Genomic DNA, 18,962 nt, shown 5'->3' on the forward strand with positions numbered 1-18,962 from the left:
TGTCCTCGCCCTCCAGTACTCGTATATTGACGGGAAAATCCCAACTTCGTTGACATGCCCGACAATCTGTTCGAAATCGTGCTCTTTCAGCCGGAAATCCCCCCCAATACCGGCAACGTCATTCGCCTCTGCGCCAATACGGGCTGCGGCCTGCATCTGGTGAAACCCCTGGGGTTCGACCTGGAAGACAAGCAATTGCGCCGCGCTGGCCTGGATTACCATGAATACGCCAGCCTGCGGGTGCATGAGGACTGGTCTGCCCTGGCCACGGCCCTGGCGGGGCGCCGCTTCCTCGCCTTCAGCACCCGTGCCCGGGGAGCCTTCGCCCAGGCCTCGATGCGGCCCGGCGACGTACTGGTGTTCGGGCCCGAAACCCGTGGCCTGCCCCCGGAAGTGCTGGAAGGAATTCCCCCCGCGCGGCGGTTGCGCCTGCCCATGCGGCCCGGACAACGCAGCCTGAACCTGTCCAACGCCGTGGCCGTGGCGGTTTTCGAAGGCTGGCGGCAGAATGGCTATTGCGGTGGCGCCTGATGGTCGGCTCGGCCTCTGCGGCTTGCTTTCCCTTGCCTTATACCCATATACGGGCTTTCCCTATGAAAGCATCGCCATGAGCGCCCTGGAAACCTTCGAAAAGCTGCTGGCCCAAGGCAAGGACAGCGCCATGCTACGCTTTTCCCTGGGCAACGAATGCCACAAGGCCGGACGCCTGGAGGACGCCATCGCCCACCTGCGGGCCGCCCTGGGTTTCGATGCCCGCTATTCCGCCGCCTGGAAGCTCCTGGGCAAGTTTTTGGCGGAGGCCGGCCAGGCCCGGGAGGCCCTGGACACCTACCGCCAGGGCATCGCCGCCGCCCAGGAAAAGGGCGACATCCAGGCCGTGAAGGAAATGCAGGTGTTCGCCAGGCGTCTGGAGAAGCAGTTGACGCAACCGGACGACACCCCAGGTGTTGGGTGACGCCCCACCCCCCCCTGGGCTACCATCCCATTCAATCCCTTTGTCTTGAAATCAGGAGCACTTCCATGGCACGCATGGTCAACTGCGTCAAACTGGGCCGCGAGGCCGAAGGTCTGGACTTCCCCCCCCTGCCCGGTGAATTGGGCAAGCGGGTGTTCGAGAGCATCTCCAAGGAAGCCTGGCAAGGCTGGATCAAGCTCCAGACCATGATCATCAACGAGAACCGCCTCAATCTGGCCGATGCCCAGCACCGCAAGTACCTGATGGAGCAGGCGGAGAAGTACTTCTTCGGCGAGGGCGTGGGGGCCCCGGAAGGCTTCCGGCCCCACTGACGGATATCGGGAGCGGTTAGCGGTGAGGGGGAAACCCCGTCCCATCCGGCCGCTCGCCAATCCCCCCTTACCGAACCCCTCACCGCAAAATCCATGTCCGACAAAGAAACCCACTTCGGCTACAAGACCGTCGCCGAAAGCGAGAAGGCCCGCAAGGTGGCCGAGGTGTTCCACTCCGTGGCCGACCGCTACGACGTGATGAACGACCTCATGTCCGCCGGCCTGCACCGCACCTGGAAGCACTTCCTGGCCCAGCAGGCCCGCCTGAAGCCCGGCGCCAGGGTGCTGGACATCGCCGGCGGCACCGGCGACATCGCCCGCCTGCTGGCCAAGGAGACGGGCCCCACCGGCGAGGTCTGGCTCACGGACATCAACGGCTCCATGCTGGGCGTGGGCCGGGACCGCATGCTGGACAAGGGCCTCATGCTGCCCGTGGCCCAGTGCGATGCCGAGAAGCTGCCTTTCCCCGGCGACTACTTCGACCTGGTCACCGTGGCCTTCGGCCTGCGCAACATGACCCACAAGGACAACGCCCTGGCGGAGATGCGCCGGGTGCTCAAACCCGGCGGCAAGCTCATGGTGCTGGAGTTCTCCAAGGTGTGGAAACCCCTGGCCCCCCTGTACGACCTGTATTCCTTCCAGCTCCTGCCCCGCATGGGCGACATCGTCGCCAAGGACTCGGAGAGCTACCGCTACCTGGCCGAATCCATCCGCATGCACCCGGACCAGGAAACCCTGAAGGGCATGATGGAGGAGGTGGGCTTCGTACGGGTGGACTACTTCAACCTGACGGCGGGGGTGGTGGCTTTGCACGTGGGGTACAAGGTTTAAGAGCAGCACCCCACTTCGCCATCCAGACGCGGAGGGGATGGGATGGTCAAACAGGCCACCCGAAATCAATAAAAACAGGGAGAAACAGCCATGCGCCACGGCAAATCCAGACAGGCCATTCCAACCGGGCTCACACTCTTCATTGATAATATGTAGCCCGTTGGCTACGTTTGTTCCATGCTTGAGGTCCGCAAGACCGAAGCCTTCGCGCACTGGCTCGATGGCCTACGCGACATCCAGGCCCGGCCCGTGTCCAGGTCAGGATCGAACGGCTGGCCATGGGAAATCCGGGGGATGTCCAACCCGTTGGTGAGGGCGTCTCGGAATTGCGCATCAACTACGGTCCCGGCTACCGGGTGTATTTCAAGCAGAGGGGGCAGGAACTGATCATCCTGTTGGCGGGCGGCGACAAGCGTACCCAGGCCAGGGACATCAAGACCGCCCTCCGTCTTGCGTGCGATCTATTGGAGTAATCACCATGGGTAACACCGCCACTACCCGCTATGACGTGGCCGAGCACCTTCGGACTCCGGAGGAAATGGCCGCCTATCTGGAAGCCAGCCTTGAGGAAGCCAACGGCGACGCCGCCTTCATCGCCAAGGCCCTGGGCGACATCGCCCGCGCCAAGGGCATGTCCCAGGTGGCCCGGGACGCAGGGCTGTCCCGGGAAAGCCTCTACAAGGCGTTATCCGGCGACCGCAGCCCCGGCTTTGACACCATCCTCAAGGTTATCGGGGCGTTGGGGTTGAAGCTGCATGCCGAGGCCCGCGACAACCGAATCATTTCGTAGGCATGCGCTTCACCCGCTCACTGGCTGTTTTTCGCATGAGGCGCCACTTGGAGCGGGAGTCGTACCCCCGCATCCAGATGGGGCTCATCGTGACCCTGACAGGTGCAACAGGGTTGCTGTGGTCTTTCCTGCTTCTGCATTCAGGCGTTGAAAGCATGGCTCTGCGTTACCCGCTTGCATTGGCAGGGGCGTATCTGGTCTTCCTGTTCTTGCTCTGGCTGTGGTTGCGGACTCGGGCCGACGATTTCGTAGACCTTCCGGATCTCACCAATCTTGTGCCTTCGAGAAGCACCGGAAACGTAATAGATTCAATCCAGGGTGGTGGTGGCAATTTTGGCGGTGGAGGAGCCAACGGGTCGTTCTTCGGCCAGGAACCCATATCCATGACGGACTCCGAACCGCTTTCATCAATCGGCGATGCGGCCGGCTCTGCTTTCGACGCGGATGAACTGGCCATTCCCATCGTTGCTGTGCTCTTGGCAATAGGCTTGGCCCTGGCGTCGTTCTATGTCGTGTATATCGCACCAGTGCTTTTTGCCGAACTGCTTATAGACGGTGCGCTTTCCTACACCCTCTATCGCAGGTGGCGTGGGGTCGATCACCAGCACTGGCTGACAACGGCACTGCGAAGAACCATGTTGCCGTTTGGGTTGACGGCGGTTTTTCTGGCGCTTGTGGGTGTGGCCATGGCAGCCTATGCACCCGGTGCCCGCTCTATCGGTGAGGTCATGCACCATGCGCATGCCTCACGATGAATCGACCGCAGCCTGATTACTTCTTTTTCGCCCTGGGATGGGCCTGGTCATACACCTTGGCCAGGTGCTGGAAGTCCAGGTGCGTATAAACCTGGGTGGTGGACAGGCTGGCGTGGCCCAGCATCTCCTGCACGGCGCGCAAATCCCCGGAGGACTGCAACACGTGGCTGGCGAAGGAGTGGCGCAGGGCGTGGGGGTGCACGTGGGCGCTGACGCCGTGGCGCAGCGCCCGTTTCTTCAACGCCTGGGTGAGCACGCCGGGGGCGATGCGCTCCCCCCGGGCGCCCACGAACAACGCCGGAGTGTCCTTGGCCACGCTGTCCCGCACCGCCAGCCAGTGTTCCAAAGCGGCAAGCGCCCGGCTGCCCACGGGGACGATGCGGGCCTTGCTGCCCTTGCCCAGCACATGGACCTCCGCTTCCCTCATGTCCACCTGGCCCAGGTCCAGGCCGATGAGCTCCGCCCGTCGCAACCCCGAGGAATACATGAGCTCGAACATGGCCGTGTCCCGGCGGGACCACACCGTATCCTCGGGCTCGGGTTCCAGCAGAAGGGCCATCTCGTCCACTGACAGGGCGTTGGGCAGGCGCTTGTCGCCCTTGGGGGGGCGCAGGCCCAGGCAGGGATTGGCTTCCACCCGGTCCTGGCGGGCCAGCCAGTTGAAGAAGCTGCGCCAGGCGGACAGGGTGCGGGCCAGGGTCTTGGGGGCCGAGCCTCGGGCATGGAGGCCCGCCAGGGCCCGGCGGATGTGATGGCTGGTGAGGCTGGCCGGGTCCACTTCGCCCACCCGCTCCAGCAGGTGGCCCAGGTCGAAGGCGTAGGTGGTGACCGTGGCGGGGCTGTAGCTGCGGGCCCGCAGGTTCAGGAGGAAGGCGTCGATGGCGATGCCGAGTTCCCCACGGTCGTCAGCCATGCCGTTCCCCCCTTTTGTAAAGGGGGGCAGGGGGGATTTGAGTGTCGGTGGGGGTGGAGGCGGCGGGAATCCCCCCCAACCCCCCTTTTGCAAAGGGGGGAGCCGCGGGGGAGGCTCCCATAACCATGGACTAGATGAAGCGGGAGATGGCCGCGCCGGAAAGCTGGGCCAGCCAGGACAGGTAGAGGGTACCCATCTCCGGATAGAAACGCTTGGCATCCTCGGAGGCCAGCACCAGCAAGCCGTTCAGGTTGTCCTCCCGCAGGGGGGCGATGGCGAAGGACTTTTGATGGGGGCCGGCAGCGTCGAACCAGGCGCGGATCTCGTCCGGCACGTCGGGGCCGCACTGGGGCTGGGTCAGGCCCGCCATGAGCACCCGGATATCCGGGCTCACGGCGGCAAATTCCGGGAGACCCCTGTCCTCGTCCGCCCAGATCCTGACCACGGCATGGGGCACGGCGAAGCTGTCGGACAGGCCCAGATAGAGGGACTGGAACACCGCTTCCAGACTGCGGGCCCGCATCAGGCCCAGGCCCAGCTTGTGCAGCTTGTCGCCGATGGCGTCGTTTTCCTCCGCGAACTGGATGAACTCCCGCAGCTTCTGCTCCAGCCCCCGGGACTTGTCCCGCAGGGCCAATACCTGGCGTTCACCCAGGGAGATGGCCTGGCCGCTATAGGGGTTGGGGACGGTGATGTCCGCCAGCAGTTCTGGATGGCCCTGGAAGAAGTCCGGGTTGAGCTGGAGGAATTCCTTGATCTGTTCGGGGGAAATATTCATGTGGGTGCCTTACAAGGACGTCACATTGGCGCAAGCCGATGTCCAGTAGGAGCCTGGATCCCGGTTTGCGCCGGAATGACGGATAGGGGGGTCATAACTCGATTTCACCTTCGAAAACGGTGACGGCCGGGCCGGTGAGGAATACGGAGGCATTCCCGCCTGCCCAGCGGATGGACAGATCGCCGCCCCGGGTATGCACGGTGACGGTATGGTCCAGCAGGCCCCGGTTGATGCCCGCCACCACGGCGGCGCAGGCGCCGGTGCCGCAGGCCAGGGTTTCGCCGCTGCCCCGCTCGAACACCCGCAGCCGCACCTCGCGCCGGTGCAGCACCTGCATGAAGCCCACGTTCACCCGTTCGGGAAAGCGGGGGTGATGCTCGATCCTGGCCCCCAGTTCCTGCACTGGAGCGGCGTCCAGATTGCACACCACCCGCACGGCATGGGGGTTGCCCATGGACAGGGCGGAAATCTCGATGGGCTCCACGCCCAGTGGGCCATCCACGTCGATGACGTAGGTGAGGGCCTGGGCATCGGCGATGAAGGGAATCTCGGCGGGCTTGAAGCGGGGTGGTCCCATGTCCACGGTGACCCGGCCGTCGTTTTCCAGCTTCGGCACGATGATGCCGGAGGCCGTCTCCACGCGGACTTCCCGCTTGGGGGTCAGGCCCTTGTCGTGCACGAAACGCACGAAACAACGGGCGCCGTTGCCACACTGCTGCACCTCGCCGCCGTCGGCATTGAAGATGCGGTAGCGGAAATCCACGTCGTCCCGGCTGGGGCGTTCCACCAGCAGAATCTGGTCGCAGCCCACGCCGAAGTGACGATCCGCCAGGGCCTGATATTGCGCTGGGCCCAACTCGACGCGTTGACTGATGCCGTCCAGCACGACGAAGTCGTTGCCGGCACCCTGCATTTTCGTGAAGCGGAGACGCATCTTGGGTCTTGTTTACCAGCCCATGTGGGCGAAATAGGCACCATAGAAAACCAGCCAGCACGCCGCCAGGATGCCGTAACGGGCGGGGGTGGAGAAACGGCCGGCCAGCAGCCGGGAAACAGTGTAAGCCAGCAGGCAAACCAGGACAAAACGCGCCGCCCTTGCCGGCACGCTCGCCAGCAGGAACGGGATCAGGTCGAAGCCCTGCTGGCCGGCGGCCACGGCATAGAGTTTGTAGGGCGTGCCGGTGAGGGGCCCCAGAAACAGGGCAGCGAGGCCGTGTTCGGCCAGGGACGCGCTCACGTCCGCCTGCATGGCCGGGCGGATGGCGGGCACCCGGTCCAGGACGGTCCAGGCCTCCGCCGGCGCGGCCCTGCCCCAGAGGTACAGGGCCAGCCCGCCCGGCAGCGCGCCCGCCGTGGCCCAGGCGCAGGCCACCAGGGCCGTCTTCAGTCGGTGCAGGGCAGCGGCGGAGAGCAGCACGTCGGGCACGATGAAGAACAGGGTCGCCTCCGCCAGGCCCCAGAGGAAGGCGGCGGGGTGGAGCCGAGCCTTCATTGCCACGCGTCCTGGGGCATCTCCGCCGCCAGGCCGCGCATGCGGGCTTCCAGTTCCGCCATGAAGGCGGCCTGGTCCCCGCCGCCGCCCAGGGCCTCGCCCACGAACACGTCACAGAAGAAGGGCACCAGAAGGGGGTCGTCCTTGGGCAGGGCCTTGCCCAGGCCGTGCAGGAACACGGGGGTCACCGGCACGTCCGGCCGCCGCGCCGCCAGGACGGCGATGCCCCGCTTGAAGCGGCCCATGACCTCCGGCTCCCCCCGGCTGCCCTCGGGGAACAGCACCAGGATGTCGCCCCGCTCAAGGGCCGTCTCGCAGGGCTTGAGGGGGTCGGCGCCGCCCTTGGCCTCCCGGCGGATGGGCAGGATGCCGATGACGTTGAGGGAGAACCAGGCCAGGAGGGGGTTGCGGGTGAAGTAGTCCGCTGCGGCCACGGGGCGCAGCCTGGGCAGCAGGCGCAGGGGAAAGAGGGAGATCAGCACCAGGGTGTCCAGGTGGCTGTTGTGGTTGGCGGCGACGATGGCCGGGCCGGCCTGGGGCAGGCGCTGCCGGTGGCGCACGTTGAGGCCCAGCACCACCCAGGCGATGGGCCGGGCCACCAGGGCGTAGAACAACAGACGCAGGGGCTGGGCCAGGAACGCGGCCATCAATAGTGCAGGTAGTAAAGGAAGTGGAAGAACAGCGGCGCGGTGAAGGTGAGGCTGTCCACCCGGTCCAGCACGCCGCCGTGGCCGGGGATCAGGCTGCCGCTGTCCTTGATGCCCAGATCCCGCTTGAGCGCCGAGATGTTCACGTCGCCGACGAAGCCCGCCAGGCCGATGAGCAGGCCAGCGGTCGGACCTTCCCAGCCCGTCAGGGGGGTCAGCAGGGGCGCCAGCAGCCAGGCCATGAGGGTGGTGGTGGCCACGCCGCCGAGGAAGCCCTCCCAGGTCTTCTTGGGGCTCACTTTCGGGATGATCTTGTGGCGCCCCAGGGTCTTGCCCCACACGTACTGGGCCACGTCGTTGAACTGGGTGAGGAACATGAGGAACAGCACCAGGCCCGCGCTGCCCCCGGCCGGGTTGCCGGTCTCGGGCAGGGCCAGCAGGAAGGCCATGTGGGACAGGTTGAACACGGTAAGCATCAGCCCCCAGTGCAGGCTGCCCGCCGCCCGCAGGAAGCCCGAGGTCTCGCCGATGAGCACCATGCGCAGGGGCAGCAGCAGGAACAGGTACACGGGGATGAAGATGATGAACATGCCGTACCAGCCCAGGTGCACCCACCAGAACTGCACGGGAATGGCCAGGTAGGCCCAGAACAGCACCCGCCGGTCCGCCCGCCGGGTGGGGATGAGGGAGAAATACTCCTTCAGGGCCAGGAAGCTGACGAAGGCCAGGAAGACCAGGGAAAGGGCCCGGTCCAGGGCCATGGCGGCGGCGAACACGCCCGCCATGACCCACCAGGAATTCACCCGGGCCGCCAGTTCCGCGTAGTCCCGGTCGGGATGGGCCCGCTTCAAGGCCAGGACGATGAGGCTGGCGAACACCAGGAGGGCGAAGATGCCCGCCAGGAACCAGGCGGCATTGGGCGTCAGGGCATGCAGCATCACGCGCCCCCTTCGGCCAGGCCCCGCCGGGCCCGGTTCAGGATGGTCCAGGCCAGCAGGGCCAGGACAGCGGCCAGCAACGGGGTGAGCCAGCTCTCGGCGGGCAAGCCCAGCCCCAGGACCAGGCCCAGGGCGCCGAAGACGAAGGCCCGGTCGCTCTTGCCCATGGGGCCATCGTAGCGTCGGCTGGCCCCCAGGGTCTGCATGAGCACGCCGGTCATCTCCGAGGCGGCGGACAGCAGCACGATGCCCACCACCAGGGGCGCATTGAAGCCCGCCACCCAGGCCAGGGGCAGGTACAGGGCGGCGTCGGAGAACACGTCGCACAGCTCGTTGAGCACCGCCCCCAGGCGGGATTTCTGGTCGTGCTCCCGGGCCAGCATGCCATCCACGGCATTGAGGGCCATGCGCAGGAACAGCATCGCCGGCAGGAGCAGCAGCAGGGCGGGCTCGTCCGGCCGCCAGGCGATGGCGGCACCCGTGGCCAGGGACAGGGCCAGGGCCGCCAGGGTGACCTGGTTGGCGGTGACGCCGGCCCGGGCCAGGCCCCGGACGAGGGGCCGGAGCAGGTTCTGGAAGGCAGGCTTCAGGTCGTAGATGCTGGCCATGGCGGATTGATAAAGTCGTAAAGGGGGGTGTCACCCCCGCGCAGGCGGGGGCCCGGGAATGCGCTGTATTCCCGCTTTCGCGGGAATGACGTCGGTGGGATCAAGGGCTTTCCTCTTGCGCCAGCCTGAGTATGTAGGCGGAGAACTCGCTGTCCTCGCCTCGCAGCAGGTCCGGCAGGCGGGTGCGGAAGTCCTCGATCCGGCACCACTCCCGCATGTAGTCCTCCCAGGAATGCCAGCGGCGGCGCTGCTTGTCCGACATGTCCGGTTCGTAGGCCAGCAGGTAGGCCCGCTCGAACAGGGACACCAGCATGTCGAAGATCACCAGCATGCGCTCCACCTGCTCCTCGCTGCGGTTGGCCACCTGGGCATGGCTGCGCAGCTTCAGGTCCGGGTTGGCCAGCACCACGTTGAGGAATTCCACGTAGGCATCGGAGAGTTCCTGCCAGATGGCCTCGTCCTCGTTTTCCCGCTCCCGGCGCTGTTCATACAGAAAGACGCCGATGGCGAAGGGCAGGCCCACCACCGTGACCACGTAGGAGAGGAGTTCCCAGGTTTCCAGGTCCATGGTGCCTCTTCAGGTCATCAGCCCCACGTAGTCCTTCCAGATGCAGCGGCCCATCACCACGGTTAGGCCTGCGGCCCGGGCCCGCTCCGCCGCCTCGTCATGGACGATGCCTTCCTGGATCCAGAGGGCCGGGGCGTTGATGGCCAGGGATTCCTCCACCAGGCCGGGAATGGCGGCGGATTCCCGGAACACGTTCACCAGGTCCACGGGGAAGGGGATATCCGCCAGGCGGGCGTAGGCCTTTTCCCCCAGCACTTCGCTCACCGCCGGGCGCACCGGCACGATGCGGTAGCCGAAGCCCTGCATGGCCCGGGACACGCCAAAGCTGGGCCGGTCCGGCTTGGGCGACAGGCCTACCACGGCGATGGTCTTCACGCGTTGCAGCAGGGCCTTGATCTCGTCCGGGGAGGGATTGCGGAAGTTCATGCCAGGTCCTTAACCATGATGTAGTCGTCCATGATGAATCCGTTGCCTATGTCTTCGATGATGATATCCGCCACCTGGAAGCCGTGCTTCAGGTAGGCCCGGATGGCGGCGTGGTTCTGCCGGTTCACCCGCAGGGCCAGGCGGGTGCAGCCATGCTCCCGGGCATGCCGCGCCACTTCTCCGATGAGCCGGCCGCCGATGCCGTGGCGCTGCCAGTCCGGGTGCACGTAGAGCTTGTCCAGCTTGTAATCCCCCTCCGCCAGGGGGTGGCCATGGGCGAAACCGATGAGCTCTTCGCCGGCCCGGGCCGCCAGCCAAAGATCGCCCCGGGCCAGGAGCTGGCGTACGAGGCCCGGCTTGTACCGCTGGGCCAGCATGTACTCGATCTGGGCCTCGGTGATGATGCCCGGGTAGTGGCGCCGCCAGACCAGGCCCGCCAGTTCCACCAGGGCCTCCGCCTCTTCCAGTCGCAGCAGGCCGAATTCCATTTCATCCATAGACGCCGGGTTCCCCTTCAGGTCGGGTCTTGAAGCGCTTGTGCACCCAGAAGTACTGCTCCGGCATTTCCCGGATGCGGTCCTCGATGAAGGCGTTCATGCGGCGCGCATCGGCTTCCACGTCACCCGTGGGGTAATCCTGCCAGGCCGGGTAGAAGCGCAATACGTAGCCGTCCCTGTCCTGGCGGGCGATGGCGGGTACCACCACGGCCCCCGTGGCCTTGCACAGGCGGGGCAAGGCGGCCAGGGTGGCGGCGGAGGTGTGGAAGAAGGGCACGAACACCGCATCCTTGCGACCGAAGTCCATGTCCGGGGCGAAGTAGAAGGGCAGCCCCTTCTTGAGGGCCCGCAGCACGGGCTTGATGCCCTCGTGGCGCATGTAGACCTCGTTGCCCGGAAAGCGGTTGCGGGCGTTGAACACCAGTCGCTCGATGAGGGGGTTCCTGATCCGGGCGTTGACGGTGACGGCGGGGGAAAAGGCCGAGGCGAAGCGAATGCCGGCGATGGATACGCCGACGAAGTGGGGTGCCAGGCAGATGAGCGGCTTGCCCAGATGGGGACGGATGTTTTCCAGGCCTTCCATGCGGGTGAGTTTTTCCATCTCCGCGCGGCTGCCCCACCAGGACACGGACTCCTGCAGGGTGGCCTGGCCGATGGCGCGGAAGTTGGCTTTCAATACCCGGGTGCGGTGCTCGTGGCCCCATTCCGGGAAGCACAGGCCCAGGTTGATTTCGGCGATGCGGCGCCGTGCCCGGGCCAGCCTGTACAGGGCGGCACCCAGCCAGGCGCCCACCTGGCCCAGGGCCCGGGAAGGCAGCAGACGCCAAAGCAGCCAGAGGAGGCCGATGCCGAGGCGGCTCATACGGTTTCTCCGTCGGGGGTGACTTCCCCGATGAGCAGGCGGTGGATACGGTAGGTCCAGAGATATTGTTCCGGGTGTTGCCGGACGAGGTCCTCCAGGGCGGCGATCAACTGCTGGCCGGCCTCGCTCATGTCATCGGGCAAAGGAGACAGGGGTTCGATTACAAGCCTGAAGCCTCTGCCCCAGGACAGGCGTTCGCAGTGGAACAGCAGGGGGGCGGCATCCGTGCTTTCGATCAGTCGGTAAGGCAGGGTGGGCATGTAGGCCCAGCGGCCAAAGAACTTCAGCCAGATGCCTTCGCCCTTGTTGGCCTTCTGGTCCGGCAGCACCCAGGCCGCCTCGTTGCGATTCAGGGCGGTGAGCAGTGCGCGCACGCCCCTCATGTTCGGTTCCACCATGTGGGCCTGGCCCCGGTTGCGTCCTGCCTGCATGATCTCGTGGGCCCAATCCTGGCGGGGGCGGCGATACAGGGCGGTGACGGGCAGCCGGGCGGCGATGGTAAGTCCCGCCAGTTCCAGGCAGCCCAGGTGGGGTCCCAGCAGGACCATGCCCCGTCCTCGTGCCCGGGCAGCCTCCACGTGTTCCCAGCCACGGATTTCCCGCACCCAGGAAGTGGCTTCTTCCAGGGGGCGCAGCCAGATGGGAAACATTTCCAGCATGCTCTTGCCCCACTCCCTGCCTGCAGCGACCAGCATGGGGAAGGAATACAACCCCGCCTGGCGCAGGTTGTCGGCGATGAGACGGCGCTGCCGGGTGCGCAGCAGGCTGAGGATGCCCAGGCTTGTGCCCAGCAGGTGCACCAGCGGCAAGGGGAGATGGGCAAACAGCCGCAGGCCGAGGATCAGGGTCGAATGCAAGACGATGGCGGGAAAAATAGCGCAGGTTTGACCGATAAGCAGGCGAATGCCTAGAATTATCGCAGCCGCCGAGTTAATTGCAGCCATGCATTGAGACAAATTGCGGGCGGGGTACAAATGCAGCTAAAGCGTCCCGCTCCTGTCCCCGGAGGCGGCCACGCCCAAGAGTAAGGGGAAACTTACAGGAGCCATCCATGAGCAATGAGTATCTGTTTACCTCGGAATCCGTGTCCGAAGGCCACCCCGACAAGGTGGCGGACCAGATTTCCGACGCCATCGTCGACGCCATCCTCACCCAGGACCGGCACGCCCGCATCGCTGCCGAGACCCTCTGCAACACCGGCCTGGTGGTGCTGGCAGGCGAGATCACCACCCACGCCAACGTGGACTACATTGGCGTGGCCCGGGACGTGATCAAGAACATCGGCTACGACAACACGGAGTACGGCATCGACTACAAGGGCTGTGCCGTGCTGGTGGCTTACGACAAGCAGAGCCCGGACATCGCCCAAGGCGTGGACAAGGCCTACGACGACAACCTGGACCAGGGCGCGGGCGACCAGGGCCTGATGTTCGGCTACGCCTGCGACGAAACGCCTTCCCTCATGCCCATGCCCATCTACCTGGCCCACCGCCTGGTGGAGCGCCAGGCCATGCTGCGCAAGGACGGCCGGCTGCCCTGGCTGCGTCCTGACGCCAAGTCCCAGGTCACCCTGAAGTATGTGGACGGCAGGCCCGCAGCCATCGATACCGTGGTGCTCTCCAGCCAGCATGCCCCGGAGATGTCCGAAGGACCCAAGATGAAGAAGGAGTTCGTCGATGCGGTCATCGAGGACATCATCAAGCCCGTGCTGCCTGCGGAACTCATCAAGGGTGACATCAAGTACCTGGTGAACCCCACCGGCCGCTTCGTGGTGGGAGGCCCCCAGGGGGACTGCGGCCTCACCGGGCGCAAGATCATCGTCGACACCTACGGCGGCGCGGCGCCCCACGGCGGCGGCGCCTTCTCCGGCAAGGACCCCTCCAAGGTGGATCGCTCCGCCGCCTATGCCGGCCGCTACGTGGCCAAGAACATCGTTGCCGCCGGGTTGGCCAGCAGGTGTCTGGTACAGATTTCCTATGCCATCGGCGTGGCCCATCCCACCAGTGTCATGGTGGAAACCTACGGCACCGGCAAGGTCAGCGACGAAAAACTCATAGAACTGGTGAAGCGGCACTTCGATCTGCGTCCCAAGGGCATCGTCAACATGCTGGACCTGCTGCGTCCCATCTATAAAAAGACCGCTGCCTATGGCCATTTCGGTAGGGACGAGCCTGAATTCAGTTGGGAAAACACGGACAAGGCCGAAGCGCTGCGCGCGGAGGCGGGCCTGTAAGGCCCTGCCGCAGGCGACTTGTCCGTGTTTCGTCGCAGGCTAACCTTGGCTTGCCAAGGTTAAGGCGCAATGCGCCGGCCGGAGACAGGTCACTGGATTTCCGAAGCGCTGCGCGCGGAGGCGGGCCTGTAAGGCCCTGCCGCAGGCGACTTGTCCGTGTTTCGTCGCAGGCTAACCTTGGCTTGCCAAGGTTAAGGCGCAATGCGCCGGCCGGAGACAGTTGACTGGGTAGGCCGTAGCACTGCGTTCGGAGGCTGGCCTGTAAGGCCCTGCCGCAGCTAACATCAGCCTGCTGATGCCGAGGCACCAGGAGCCGGCCGGGAACCGGCTGTGGCAACGGCCTGGCAGTTATATGAATTCAAGGCCCCGCCCGAGGGGCGCTGCGACCCATGCATTTGGGCCAGGCTCGGGCTGGGACCATCGATGGAACCGCGCCCGTTCATGCAAGGAGTATCAATGAACGCGTTCACCGACTTCAAAGTGGCCGACATGGCCCTGGCCGACTGGGGCCGCAAGGAAATCGCCATTGCCGAGACCGAGATGCCCGGCTTGATGGCCATCCGCGAGGAATACGCCAAGAGCCAGCCCCTGAAGGGCGCCCGCATCACCGGTTCCCTGCACATGACCATCCAGACGGCGGTGCTCATCGAGACCCTCACCGCCCTGGGCGCCGAAGTGCGCTGGGCATCCTGCAACATATTCTCCACCCAGGACCACGCCGCTGCCGCCATAGCCGCCGAGAACATCCCCGTCTATGCGGTGAAGGGGGAAACGCTCACCGACTACTGGGATTACACCCACAAGATCTTCGAGTGGCCGGACGGCGGCTACAGCAACATGATCCTTGACGACGGCGGCGACGCCACCTTGCTGCTCCACATCGGTGCCCGGGCCGAGAAGGATGCCTCTGTGATCAGCAAGCCCACCAGCGAGGAGGAGACCGTGCTGTTCGCCGCCATCAAGGCCCGGCTTGCCACCGACCCCACCTGGTATTCCACCCGCCTGGCCAAAATCAAGGGCGTGACCGAGGAGACCACCACCGGCGTGCACCGCCTGTACCAGATGCACGAGCGGGGCGAACTGAAGTTTCCGGGCATCAACGTGAACGACTCCGTCACCAAGTCCAAGTTCGACAACCTGTATGGCTGCCGCGAATCCCTGGTGGACGGCATCAAGCGCGCCACGGACGTGATGGTGGCGGGCAAGGTGGCCCTGGTGTGCGGCTACGGCGACGTGGGCAAGGGCTCGGCCCAGGCCCTGCGTGCTCTCTCCGCCCAGGTCTGGGTCACCGAGGTGGACCCCATCTGCGCCCTCCAGGCCGCCATGGAAGGCTACCGTGTGGTGACCATGGAATACGCCGCCGACAAGGCTGATATCTTCGTCACCGCCACCGGCAACTACCACGTCATCACCCACGACCACATGGCCGCCATGAAGGACCAGGCCATCGTCTGCAACATCGGCCACTTCGACAACGAGATCGATGTCGCCAGCGTGGAGAAGTACCAATGGGAGGAGATCAAGCCCCAGGTGGACCACATCATCTTCCCTGATGGCAAGCGCATCATCCTCTTGGCCAAGGGCCGACTGGTGAACCTGGGCTGCGCCACGGGCCATCCCAGCTACGTGATGTCCTCCAGCTTCGCCAACCAGACCATCGCCCAGATCGAGCTGTTCCAGCATACCGAGCGCTATCCGGTGGGGGTCTACACCCTGCCCAAGCACCTGGACGAGAAGGTGGCACGCCTGCAGTTGAAGAAGCTGAACGCCCAGTTGACAGTGCTGACCGAACAGCAGGCCGCCTACATTGGCGTACCCGTGCAAGGGCCTTACAAGGCGGAGCACTATCGCTATTGACGGCCCCGGCGCCAAGGGAAGGCCGCCCTCGGGCGGCCTTTTGCATTGGGGTTGCCCATGGGGGGCCGGACAAGACCCGGCCCTGGGGGCGCTCAGGGGTTCCTGGCTCTGCTTGCGACAGAGAAAAACCCGGGAATCGGAGACTTTTCCGGCGCGGCGCAGGGGGGCTCACGTGCTACTATCCTGGGCATTTTATAACCTTGAGCCGGCCCGATACCGGACCCGAGGATGGCGGAAGACAGTGATCTCGAACGCACGGAACCAGCGTCGGCAAGACGGCTGGAACAAGCCAGGGATGAAGGCAATGTGCCTCGCTCCCGCGAACTGGCCACCTTTGCCGTGCTGCTGGCCAGCACCGGGGTGATTGCCTTCCTGGGTTTGTTCATGTTCCAGGGGCTGGGCAACGTGATGCGCGGCGCCATGAGCTTCGACCGCGCCGACCTGGCCAGTCCCGCCATGATGGGGCGAAGCCTCATGGAGGCCGGCCAGGAGGGCATCCTGCTGTTGCTGCCCCTGGCCGCCGCCGTAATGGTGTCCGCCATCGCCGCCAACGTGATGGTTTCCGGCTGGCTGTTCACCACCAAGGCCCTGGCCCCCAAATTCAGCAAACTCGATCCCATCGCCGGGCTGGTGCGGATGTTTTCCTGGCAGTCCCTGGTGGAACTGGTCAAGGCCCTGCTCAAGGGGGCGCTCATCGCCGGGGTGGCGGGGTGGATGATCTGGCGCCAGCGGGATGGCATCCTGAGCCTGGCAGCCGAGCCCCTGGACTCGGCCATGACCCATTTCGCCCAGATCACGATCCTGACCTTCCTGGCTGCCGCGGCCGCCTATGCCCTCATCGTCATACTGGACGTGCCGTTCCAGCTCTGGAATTACCAGCGCCAGATGCGCATGACCAAGGATGAGGTGCGCCAGGAGCACAAGGAAATGGAGGGGGATCCCCAGATCAAGGCCCGGATCCGTTCCATGCAGCGGGAAGTGGCCCGCCGCCGCATGATGCAGGAAGTGCCCAAGGCCGACGTGGTGGTGACCAACCCCCTGCACTTCGCCGTGGCCATGAAGTACGACGAGAAGCACATGGCCGCTCCCCAGGTCATTGCCAAGGGTTCCCAGCTGGTGGCGGAGCGCATCAAGGAGATCGCTCGGGAGCACCGCGTGCCCATCGTGGAGGCACCGCCCCTGGCCCGGGCGTTGCATCGCCACGTGGAAGTGGGCGACACCATTCCGGGCACCCTGTTCACCGCCGTGGCCCAGGTGCTGGCCTACGTGTATCAGCTCAACCAGTCCATGAACCCGGTGTTGCCCAAGGAATGGCAGGTGCCGCCAAACCTGGACCCGGCCAGCCGGCTGGTGGCTGAGCCTGTTCCCGCGGAGGCTGCCTGATGGCCCAGGCTGTGCCCAATCTCGGAGTCACGCCCGGCCTGCAATGGCAGAAGCTGGCGGCGCCGCTGCTGGTGATCATGATCCTGGCGATGATGATTCTTCCGCTGCCGCCCTTCATGCTGGACATCCTGTTCACCTTCAACATCGCCCTGTCGATGATCGTGTTGCTCATCAGCCTCTACACCCTGAAGCCCCTGGAGTTCTCGGTGTTTCCCACGGTGCTGCTGCTGACCACCCTGCTGCGCCTGTCCCTCAACGTGGCCTCCACCCGCATCGTGCTGCTAGAAGGCCACGGCAGCGCCGATGCCGCCGGCAAGGTGATCGAGGCCTTCGGCCACTTCCTGGTAGGGGGGAACTATGCCGTGGGCCTGGTGGTATTTCTTATCCTGGTGCTCATCAATTTCGTGGTCATCACCAAGGGTGCCGGCCGTATCGCCGAGGTGAGCGCCCGCTTCACCCTGGACGCCATGCCCGGCAAGCAGATGGCCATCGACGCGGACCTGAACGCGGGCCTCATCGGCGAGGACGAGGCCCGCCGACGCCGTTCTGAAATTGCCCAGGAGGCGGATTTCTACGGCTCCATGGACGGTGCCTCCAAGTTCGTGCGGGGCGATGCCGTGGCGGGCATCATCATCATGGTCATCAACGTCTTCGGCGGCCTCATCATCGGCGTGGCCCAGCACGACCTGGACCTGGCCACCGCCGCCAGCAAGTACACCCTCCTCACCATCGGCGACGGCCTGGTGGCCCAGATCCCGGCTCTGGTGATTTCCACCGCGGCGGGCATCGTCGTCACACGGGTTTCCAGCGAGCAGGACCTCAACCAGCAGGTGGTGGGCCAGGTGTTCGGCCGGCCCCAGGCCCTGTTCCTCACCAGCGGAATCCTTTCCATCCTGGGCCTGGTGCCCGGTATGCCTCACGTGGCGTTCCTGCTCATGGGGGGCGTGCTGGCCGGGGCGGGCTACTGGATGACCCAGCAGAACCGGGAGGCGGCTCAGGCCCAGGTGGAGGAATTGCCGCCGCCCGCCCAGGAAGAGCCATTGGAGGTGGGCTGGCACGACGTGGCTGCGGTGGACCGCCTGGGACTGGAGGTGGGGTATCGCCTGGTGCCCTTGGTGGACCGGAACCAGGACGGCGAACTGCTGCGCCGCATCCGGGGCATCCGCAAGAAGATCGCCCAGGACCTGGGGTACCTGGTGCCTGCCGTGCACATCCGCGACAACCTCCAGCTCAAGCCCAACGGCTACCGGGTCACCCTGAAGGGGGTGAGCGTGGCCGAGGGTGAAGCCGTGGCGGGCAAGTACCTGGCCATCAACCCCGGCCGTGTCATGGGCACCATCAATGGTCAGAGTACCACGGATCCGGCCTACGGCCTGCCTGCCGTGTGGATCGACGCCGGCCAGCGTGACCTGGCCCAGACCTATGGCTACACGGTGGTGGACACGGGCACCGTGGTGGCCACCCACCTCACCAAGATCATCAACGAGCACGCGCCGGAACTGTTGGGTCGGGAGGAGACCCAGCAGTTGCTGGACCACATCGCCAAGCAGTTCCCCAAGCTGGTGGAGGATCTGGTGCCCAAGGCCCTGCCCGTGGGCACGGTGCAGAAGGTCCTGCAGAACCTGCTGGAGGAGCAGGTCCATATCCGCGACATGCGCACCATCCTGGAAACCCTGGCGGAGCATGCCCCGAAATCCCAGGATGTGGACGACCTCACGGCGGCGGTTCGCGTGGCTTTGGGCCGTGCTATCATCCACGAAACCTTTGGAGGAGCGCAGGAATTGCAGGTGATGGCGTTGGAGCCAAACCTCGAGCACATCCTGATGCAGGCCATGGCGGCCCGTGGCGAAGCGGGCGCCGGATTGGAGCCCGGACTGGCTGAGCGGCTGGTGCGGGAAACGGTCCAGGCCGTGGAACGCCAGGAGAATGCGGGCCAACCCGCCGTCTTGCTGTCCCCGCCCGCCATCCGTCCCGTACTGGCCCGCTTCCTCCGCCGTTCCGCCGCCTCCCTGAAGGTGCTCTCCCACGCTGAAGTGCCGGACGGAAAGTCCATACGCATCGTCAGCCTCATTGGTGGCGGTTGAAATGAAGCAGACC

The 18,962-nt window shown here is 65.4% G+C and carries 22 protein-coding genes, 1 pseudogene and 1 riboswitch; of the genes and pseudogenes, 11 read left to right on the forward strand and 12 right to left on the reverse strand.

What is annotated here, in order from left to right:
- Window positions 1-66 precede the first annotated feature (66 nt).
- From H6935_11595 to H6935_11625, 7 genes and pseudogenes are all read left to right on the forward strand, one after another.
- A complete protein-coding gene (locus H6935_11595) occupies window positions 67-531 on the forward strand; it encodes a tRNA (cytidine(34)-2'-O)-methyltransferase (GenBank protein ID MCP5278990.1) in 465 nt (154 codons plus the stop codon).
- A 76-nt stretch (window positions 532-607) separates the two neighbouring features.
- A complete protein-coding gene (locus H6935_11600) occupies window positions 608-955 on the forward strand; it encodes a hypothetical protein (GenBank protein ID MCP5278991.1) in 348 nt (115 codons plus the stop codon).
- 65 nt (window positions 956-1,020) lie between these two features.
- On the forward strand, window positions 1,021-1,287 hold the full coding sequence (locus H6935_11605) for an oxidative damage protection protein (GenBank protein ID MCP5278992.1): 267 nt from the start codon (window positions 1,021-1,023) through the stop codon (window positions 1,285-1,287).
- Window positions 1,288-1,380: 93 nt separating this feature from the next.
- Window positions 1,381-2,118 (forward strand): bifunctional demethylmenaquinone methyltransferase/2-methoxy-6-polyprenyl-1,4-benzoquinol methylase UbiE, encoded by a 738-nt coding sequence (ubiE, locus tag H6935_11610; protein ID MCP5278993.1) that lies wholly within the window; start codon window positions 1,381-1,383, stop codon window positions 2,116-2,118.
- A 177-nt stretch (window positions 2,119-2,295) separates the two neighbouring features.
- A pseudogene (locus tag H6935_11615) lies at window positions 2,296-2,591 on the forward strand (type II toxin-antitoxin system RelE/ParE family toxin).
- 5 nt (window positions 2,592-2,596) lie between these two features.
- Entirely contained in the window at window positions 2,597-2,908 is a 312-nt protein-coding gene (locus tag H6935_11620) for a putative addiction module antidote protein (protein MCP5278994.1), read from the forward strand.
- 77 nt (window positions 2,909-2,985) lie between these two features.
- The gene (locus tag H6935_11625) at window positions 2,986-3,663 is read left to right on the forward strand and encodes a hypothetical protein (GenBank protein MCP5278995.1); all 678 of its coding nucleotides are present in this window, start codon (window positions 2,986-2,988) and stop codon (window positions 3,661-3,663) included.
- 16 nt (window positions 3,664-3,679) lie between these two features.
- On the opposite strand, the gene xerC is transcribed toward H6935_11625, so the two are convergent.
- The 12 genes from xerC to H6935_11685 form a co-directional block, all read right to left on the reverse strand.
- Window positions 3,680-4,576, reverse strand: a complete 897-nt coding sequence (gene xerC, locus H6935_11630) for a tyrosine recombinase XerC (GenBank protein ID MCP5278996.1) — start codon at window positions 4,574-4,576, stop codon at window positions 3,680-3,682.
- Window positions 4,577-4,706: 130 nt separating this feature from the next.
- Window positions 4,707-5,354, reverse strand: a complete 648-nt coding sequence (locus tag H6935_11635; GenBank protein MCP5278997.1) for a DUF484 family protein — start codon at window positions 5,352-5,354, stop codon at window positions 4,707-4,709.
- A gap of 91 nt (window positions 5,355-5,445) precedes the next feature.
- On the reverse strand, window positions 5,446-6,288 hold the full coding sequence (gene dapF / locus H6935_11640; protein ID MCP5278998.1) for a diaminopimelate epimerase: 843 nt from the start codon (window positions 6,286-6,288) through the stop codon (window positions 5,446-5,448).
- Between the two features lie 12 nt (window positions 6,289-6,300).
- Window positions 6,301-6,846 (reverse strand): hypothetical protein, encoded by a 546-nt coding sequence (locus H6935_11645; GenBank protein ID MCP5278999.1) that lies wholly within the window; start codon window positions 6,844-6,846, stop codon window positions 6,301-6,303.
- Window positions 6,843-7,493 carry a 1-acyl-sn-glycerol-3-phosphate acyltransferase gene (locus H6935_11650; GenBank protein MCP5279000.1) on the reverse strand — a complete coding sequence of 217 codons (651 nt, stop codon included), beginning with the start codon at window positions 7,491-7,493 and terminating at the stop codon, window positions 6,843-6,845. The genes H6935_11645 and H6935_11650 overlap by 4 nt, the downstream gene beginning before the upstream one ends.
- On the reverse strand, window positions 7,493-8,431 hold the full coding sequence (locus H6935_11655; GenBank protein MCP5279001.1) for a phosphatidate cytidylyltransferase: 939 nt from the start codon (window positions 8,429-8,431) through the stop codon (window positions 7,493-7,495). The genes H6935_11650 and H6935_11655 overlap by 1 nt, the downstream gene beginning before the upstream one ends.
- Window positions 8,431-9,039, reverse strand: a complete 609-nt coding sequence (locus H6935_11660; protein MCP5279002.1) for a CDP-alcohol phosphatidyltransferase family protein — start codon at window positions 9,037-9,039, stop codon at window positions 8,431-8,433. The genes H6935_11655 and H6935_11660 overlap by 1 nt, the downstream gene beginning before the upstream one ends.
- 100 nt (window positions 9,040-9,139) lie before the next feature.
- Complete coding sequence (locus H6935_11665; GenBank protein ID MCP5279003.1) at window positions 9,140-9,607, reverse strand: hypothetical protein; 468 nt, start codon at window positions 9,605-9,607, stop codon at window positions 9,140-9,142.
- Window positions 9,608-9,616: 9 nt separating this feature from the next.
- On the reverse strand, window positions 9,617-10,033 hold the full coding sequence (locus H6935_11670) for a CoA-binding protein (protein MCP5279004.1): 417 nt from the start codon (window positions 10,031-10,033) through the stop codon (window positions 9,617-9,619).
- Window positions 10,030-10,530: a GNAT family N-acetyltransferase gene (locus tag H6935_11675; protein MCP5279005.1), complete on the reverse strand. Its 501-nt coding sequence runs from the start codon at window positions 10,528-10,530 to the stop codon at window positions 10,030-10,032. Before H6935_11675 ends, H6935_11670 begins: the two co-directional genes overlap by 4 nt.
- Window positions 10,523-11,392 carry a lipid A biosynthesis acyltransferase gene (locus H6935_11680; GenBank protein ID MCP5279006.1) on the reverse strand — a complete coding sequence of 290 codons (870 nt, stop codon included), beginning with the start codon at window positions 11,390-11,392 and terminating at the stop codon, window positions 10,523-10,525. Before H6935_11680 ends, H6935_11675 begins: the two co-directional genes overlap by 8 nt.
- Window positions 11,389-12,249 (reverse strand): lipid A biosynthesis lauroyl acyltransferase, encoded by an 861-nt coding sequence (locus H6935_11685; protein MCP5279007.1) that lies wholly within the window; start codon window positions 12,247-12,249, stop codon window positions 11,389-11,391. The genes H6935_11680 and H6935_11685 overlap by 4 nt, the downstream gene beginning before the upstream one ends.
- A 194-nt stretch (window positions 12,250-12,443) precedes the next feature.
- On the opposite strand from H6935_11685, the gene H6935_11690 reads away from it, so the two are divergent.
- The 4 genes from H6935_11690 to flhA all read left to right on the forward strand — a co-directional run bounded on the left by H6935_11690 (window position 12,444) and on the right by flhA (window position 18,949).
- Window positions 12,444-13,625: a methionine adenosyltransferase gene (locus H6935_11690; protein MCP5279008.1), complete on the forward strand. Its 1,182-nt coding sequence runs from the start codon at window positions 12,444-12,446 to the stop codon at window positions 13,623-13,625.
- A gap of 366 nt (window positions 13,626-13,991) precedes the next feature.
- A riboswitch (S-adenosyl-L-homocysteine riboswitch) is annotated at window positions 13,992-14,069 on the forward strand.
- Between the two features lie 12 nt (window positions 14,070-14,081).
- Window positions 14,082-15,482 carry an adenosylhomocysteinase gene (locus H6935_11695; GenBank protein MCP5279009.1) on the forward strand — a complete coding sequence of 467 codons (1,401 nt, stop codon included), beginning with the start codon at window positions 14,082-14,084 and terminating at the stop codon, window positions 15,480-15,482.
- 228 nt (window positions 15,483-15,710) lie between these two features.
- Window positions 15,711-16,865, forward strand: coding sequence for a flagellar type III secretion system protein FlhB (gene flhB / locus H6935_11700; GenBank protein ID MCP5279010.1), 1,155 nt, complete (start codon window positions 15,711-15,713; stop codon window positions 16,863-16,865).
- On the forward strand, window positions 16,865-18,949 hold the full coding sequence (gene flhA, locus H6935_11705) for a flagellar biosynthesis protein FlhA (protein ID MCP5279011.1): 2,085 nt from the start codon (window positions 16,865-16,867) through the stop codon (window positions 18,947-18,949). The genes flhB and flhA overlap by 1 nt, the downstream gene beginning before the upstream one ends.
- Window positions 18,950-18,962: the final 13 nt, after the last annotated feature.

This window comes from Thiobacillus sp., assembly GCA_024235835.1.
GTDB lineage: Bacteria > Pseudomonadota > Gammaproteobacteria > Burkholderiales > Thiobacillaceae > PFJX01.

Excerpts from the sequence above, each read along its gene's own strand:
- H6935_11620 (MCP5278994.1), top strand. The coding sequence starts at position 2,597 with ATGGGTAACACCGCCACTACCCGCTATGACGTGGCCGAGCACCTTCGG.
- H6935_11660 (MCP5279002.1), bottom strand. The coding sequence starts at position 9,039 with ATGGCCAGCATCTACGACCTGAAGCCTGCCTTCCAGAACCTGCTCCGG.
- H6935_11635 (MCP5278997.1), bottom strand. The coding sequence starts at position 5,354 with ATGAATATTTCCCCCGAACAGATCAAGGAATTCCTCCAGCTCAACCCG.
- H6935_11690 (MCP5279008.1), top strand. The coding sequence starts at position 12,444 with ATGAGCAATGAGTATCTGTTTACCTCGGAATCCGTGTCCGAAGGCCAC.
- H6935_11680 (MCP5279006.1), bottom strand. The coding sequence starts at position 11,392 with ATGAGCCGCCTCGGCATCGGCCTCCTCTGGCTGCTTTGGCGTCTGCTG.
- H6935_11625 (MCP5278995.1), top strand. The coding sequence starts at position 2,986 with ATGGGGCTCATCGTGACCCTGACAGGTGCAACAGGGTTGCTGTGGTCT.
- flhB (MCP5279010.1), top strand. The coding sequence starts at position 15,711 with ATGGCGGAAGACAGTGATCTCGAACGCACGGAACCAGCGTCGGCAAGA.
- H6935_11600 (MCP5278991.1), top strand. The coding sequence starts at position 608 with ATGAGCGCCCTGGAAACCTTCGAAAAGCTGCTGGCCCAAGGCAAGGAC.
- H6935_11650 (MCP5279000.1), bottom strand. The coding sequence starts at position 7,493 with ATGGCCGCGTTCCTGGCCCAGCCCCTGCGTCTGTTGTTCTACGCCCTG.
- H6935_11695 (MCP5279009.1), top strand. The coding sequence starts at position 14,082 with ATGAACGCGTTCACCGACTTCAAAGTGGCCGACATGGCCCTGGCCGAC.
- H6935_11645 (MCP5278999.1), bottom strand. The coding sequence starts at position 6,846 with ATGAAGGCTCGGCTCCACCCCGCCGCCTTCCTCTGGGGCCTGGCGGAG.
- ubiE (MCP5278993.1), top strand. The coding sequence starts at position 1,381 with ATGTCCGACAAAGAAACCCACTTCGGCTACAAGACCGTCGCCGAAAGC.
- xerC (MCP5278996.1), bottom strand. The coding sequence starts at position 4,576 with ATGGCTGACGACCGTGGGGAACTCGGCATCGCCATCGACGCCTTCCTC.
- H6935_11605 (MCP5278992.1), top strand. The coding sequence starts at position 1,021 with ATGGCACGCATGGTCAACTGCGTCAAACTGGGCCGCGAGGCCGAAGGT.
- H6935_11675 (MCP5279005.1), bottom strand. The coding sequence starts at position 10,530 with ATGGATGAAATGGAATTCGGCCTGCTGCGACTGGAAGAGGCGGAGGCC.
- H6935_11665 (MCP5279003.1), bottom strand. The coding sequence starts at position 9,607 with ATGGACCTGGAAACCTGGGAACTCCTCTCCTACGTGGTCACGGTGGTG.
- dapF (MCP5278998.1), bottom strand. The coding sequence starts at position 6,288 with ATGCGTCTCCGCTTCACGAAAATGCAGGGTGCCGGCAACGACTTCGTC.
- flhA (MCP5279011.1), top strand. The coding sequence starts at position 16,865 with ATGGCCCAGGCTGTGCCCAATCTCGGAGTCACGCCCGGCCTGCAATGG.
- H6935_11655 (MCP5279001.1), bottom strand. The coding sequence starts at position 8,431 with ATGCTGCATGCCCTGACGCCCAATGCCGCCTGGTTCCTGGCGGGCATC.
- H6935_11670 (MCP5279004.1), bottom strand. The coding sequence starts at position 10,033 with ATGAACTTCCGCAATCCCTCCCCGGACGAGATCAAGGCCCTGCTGCAA.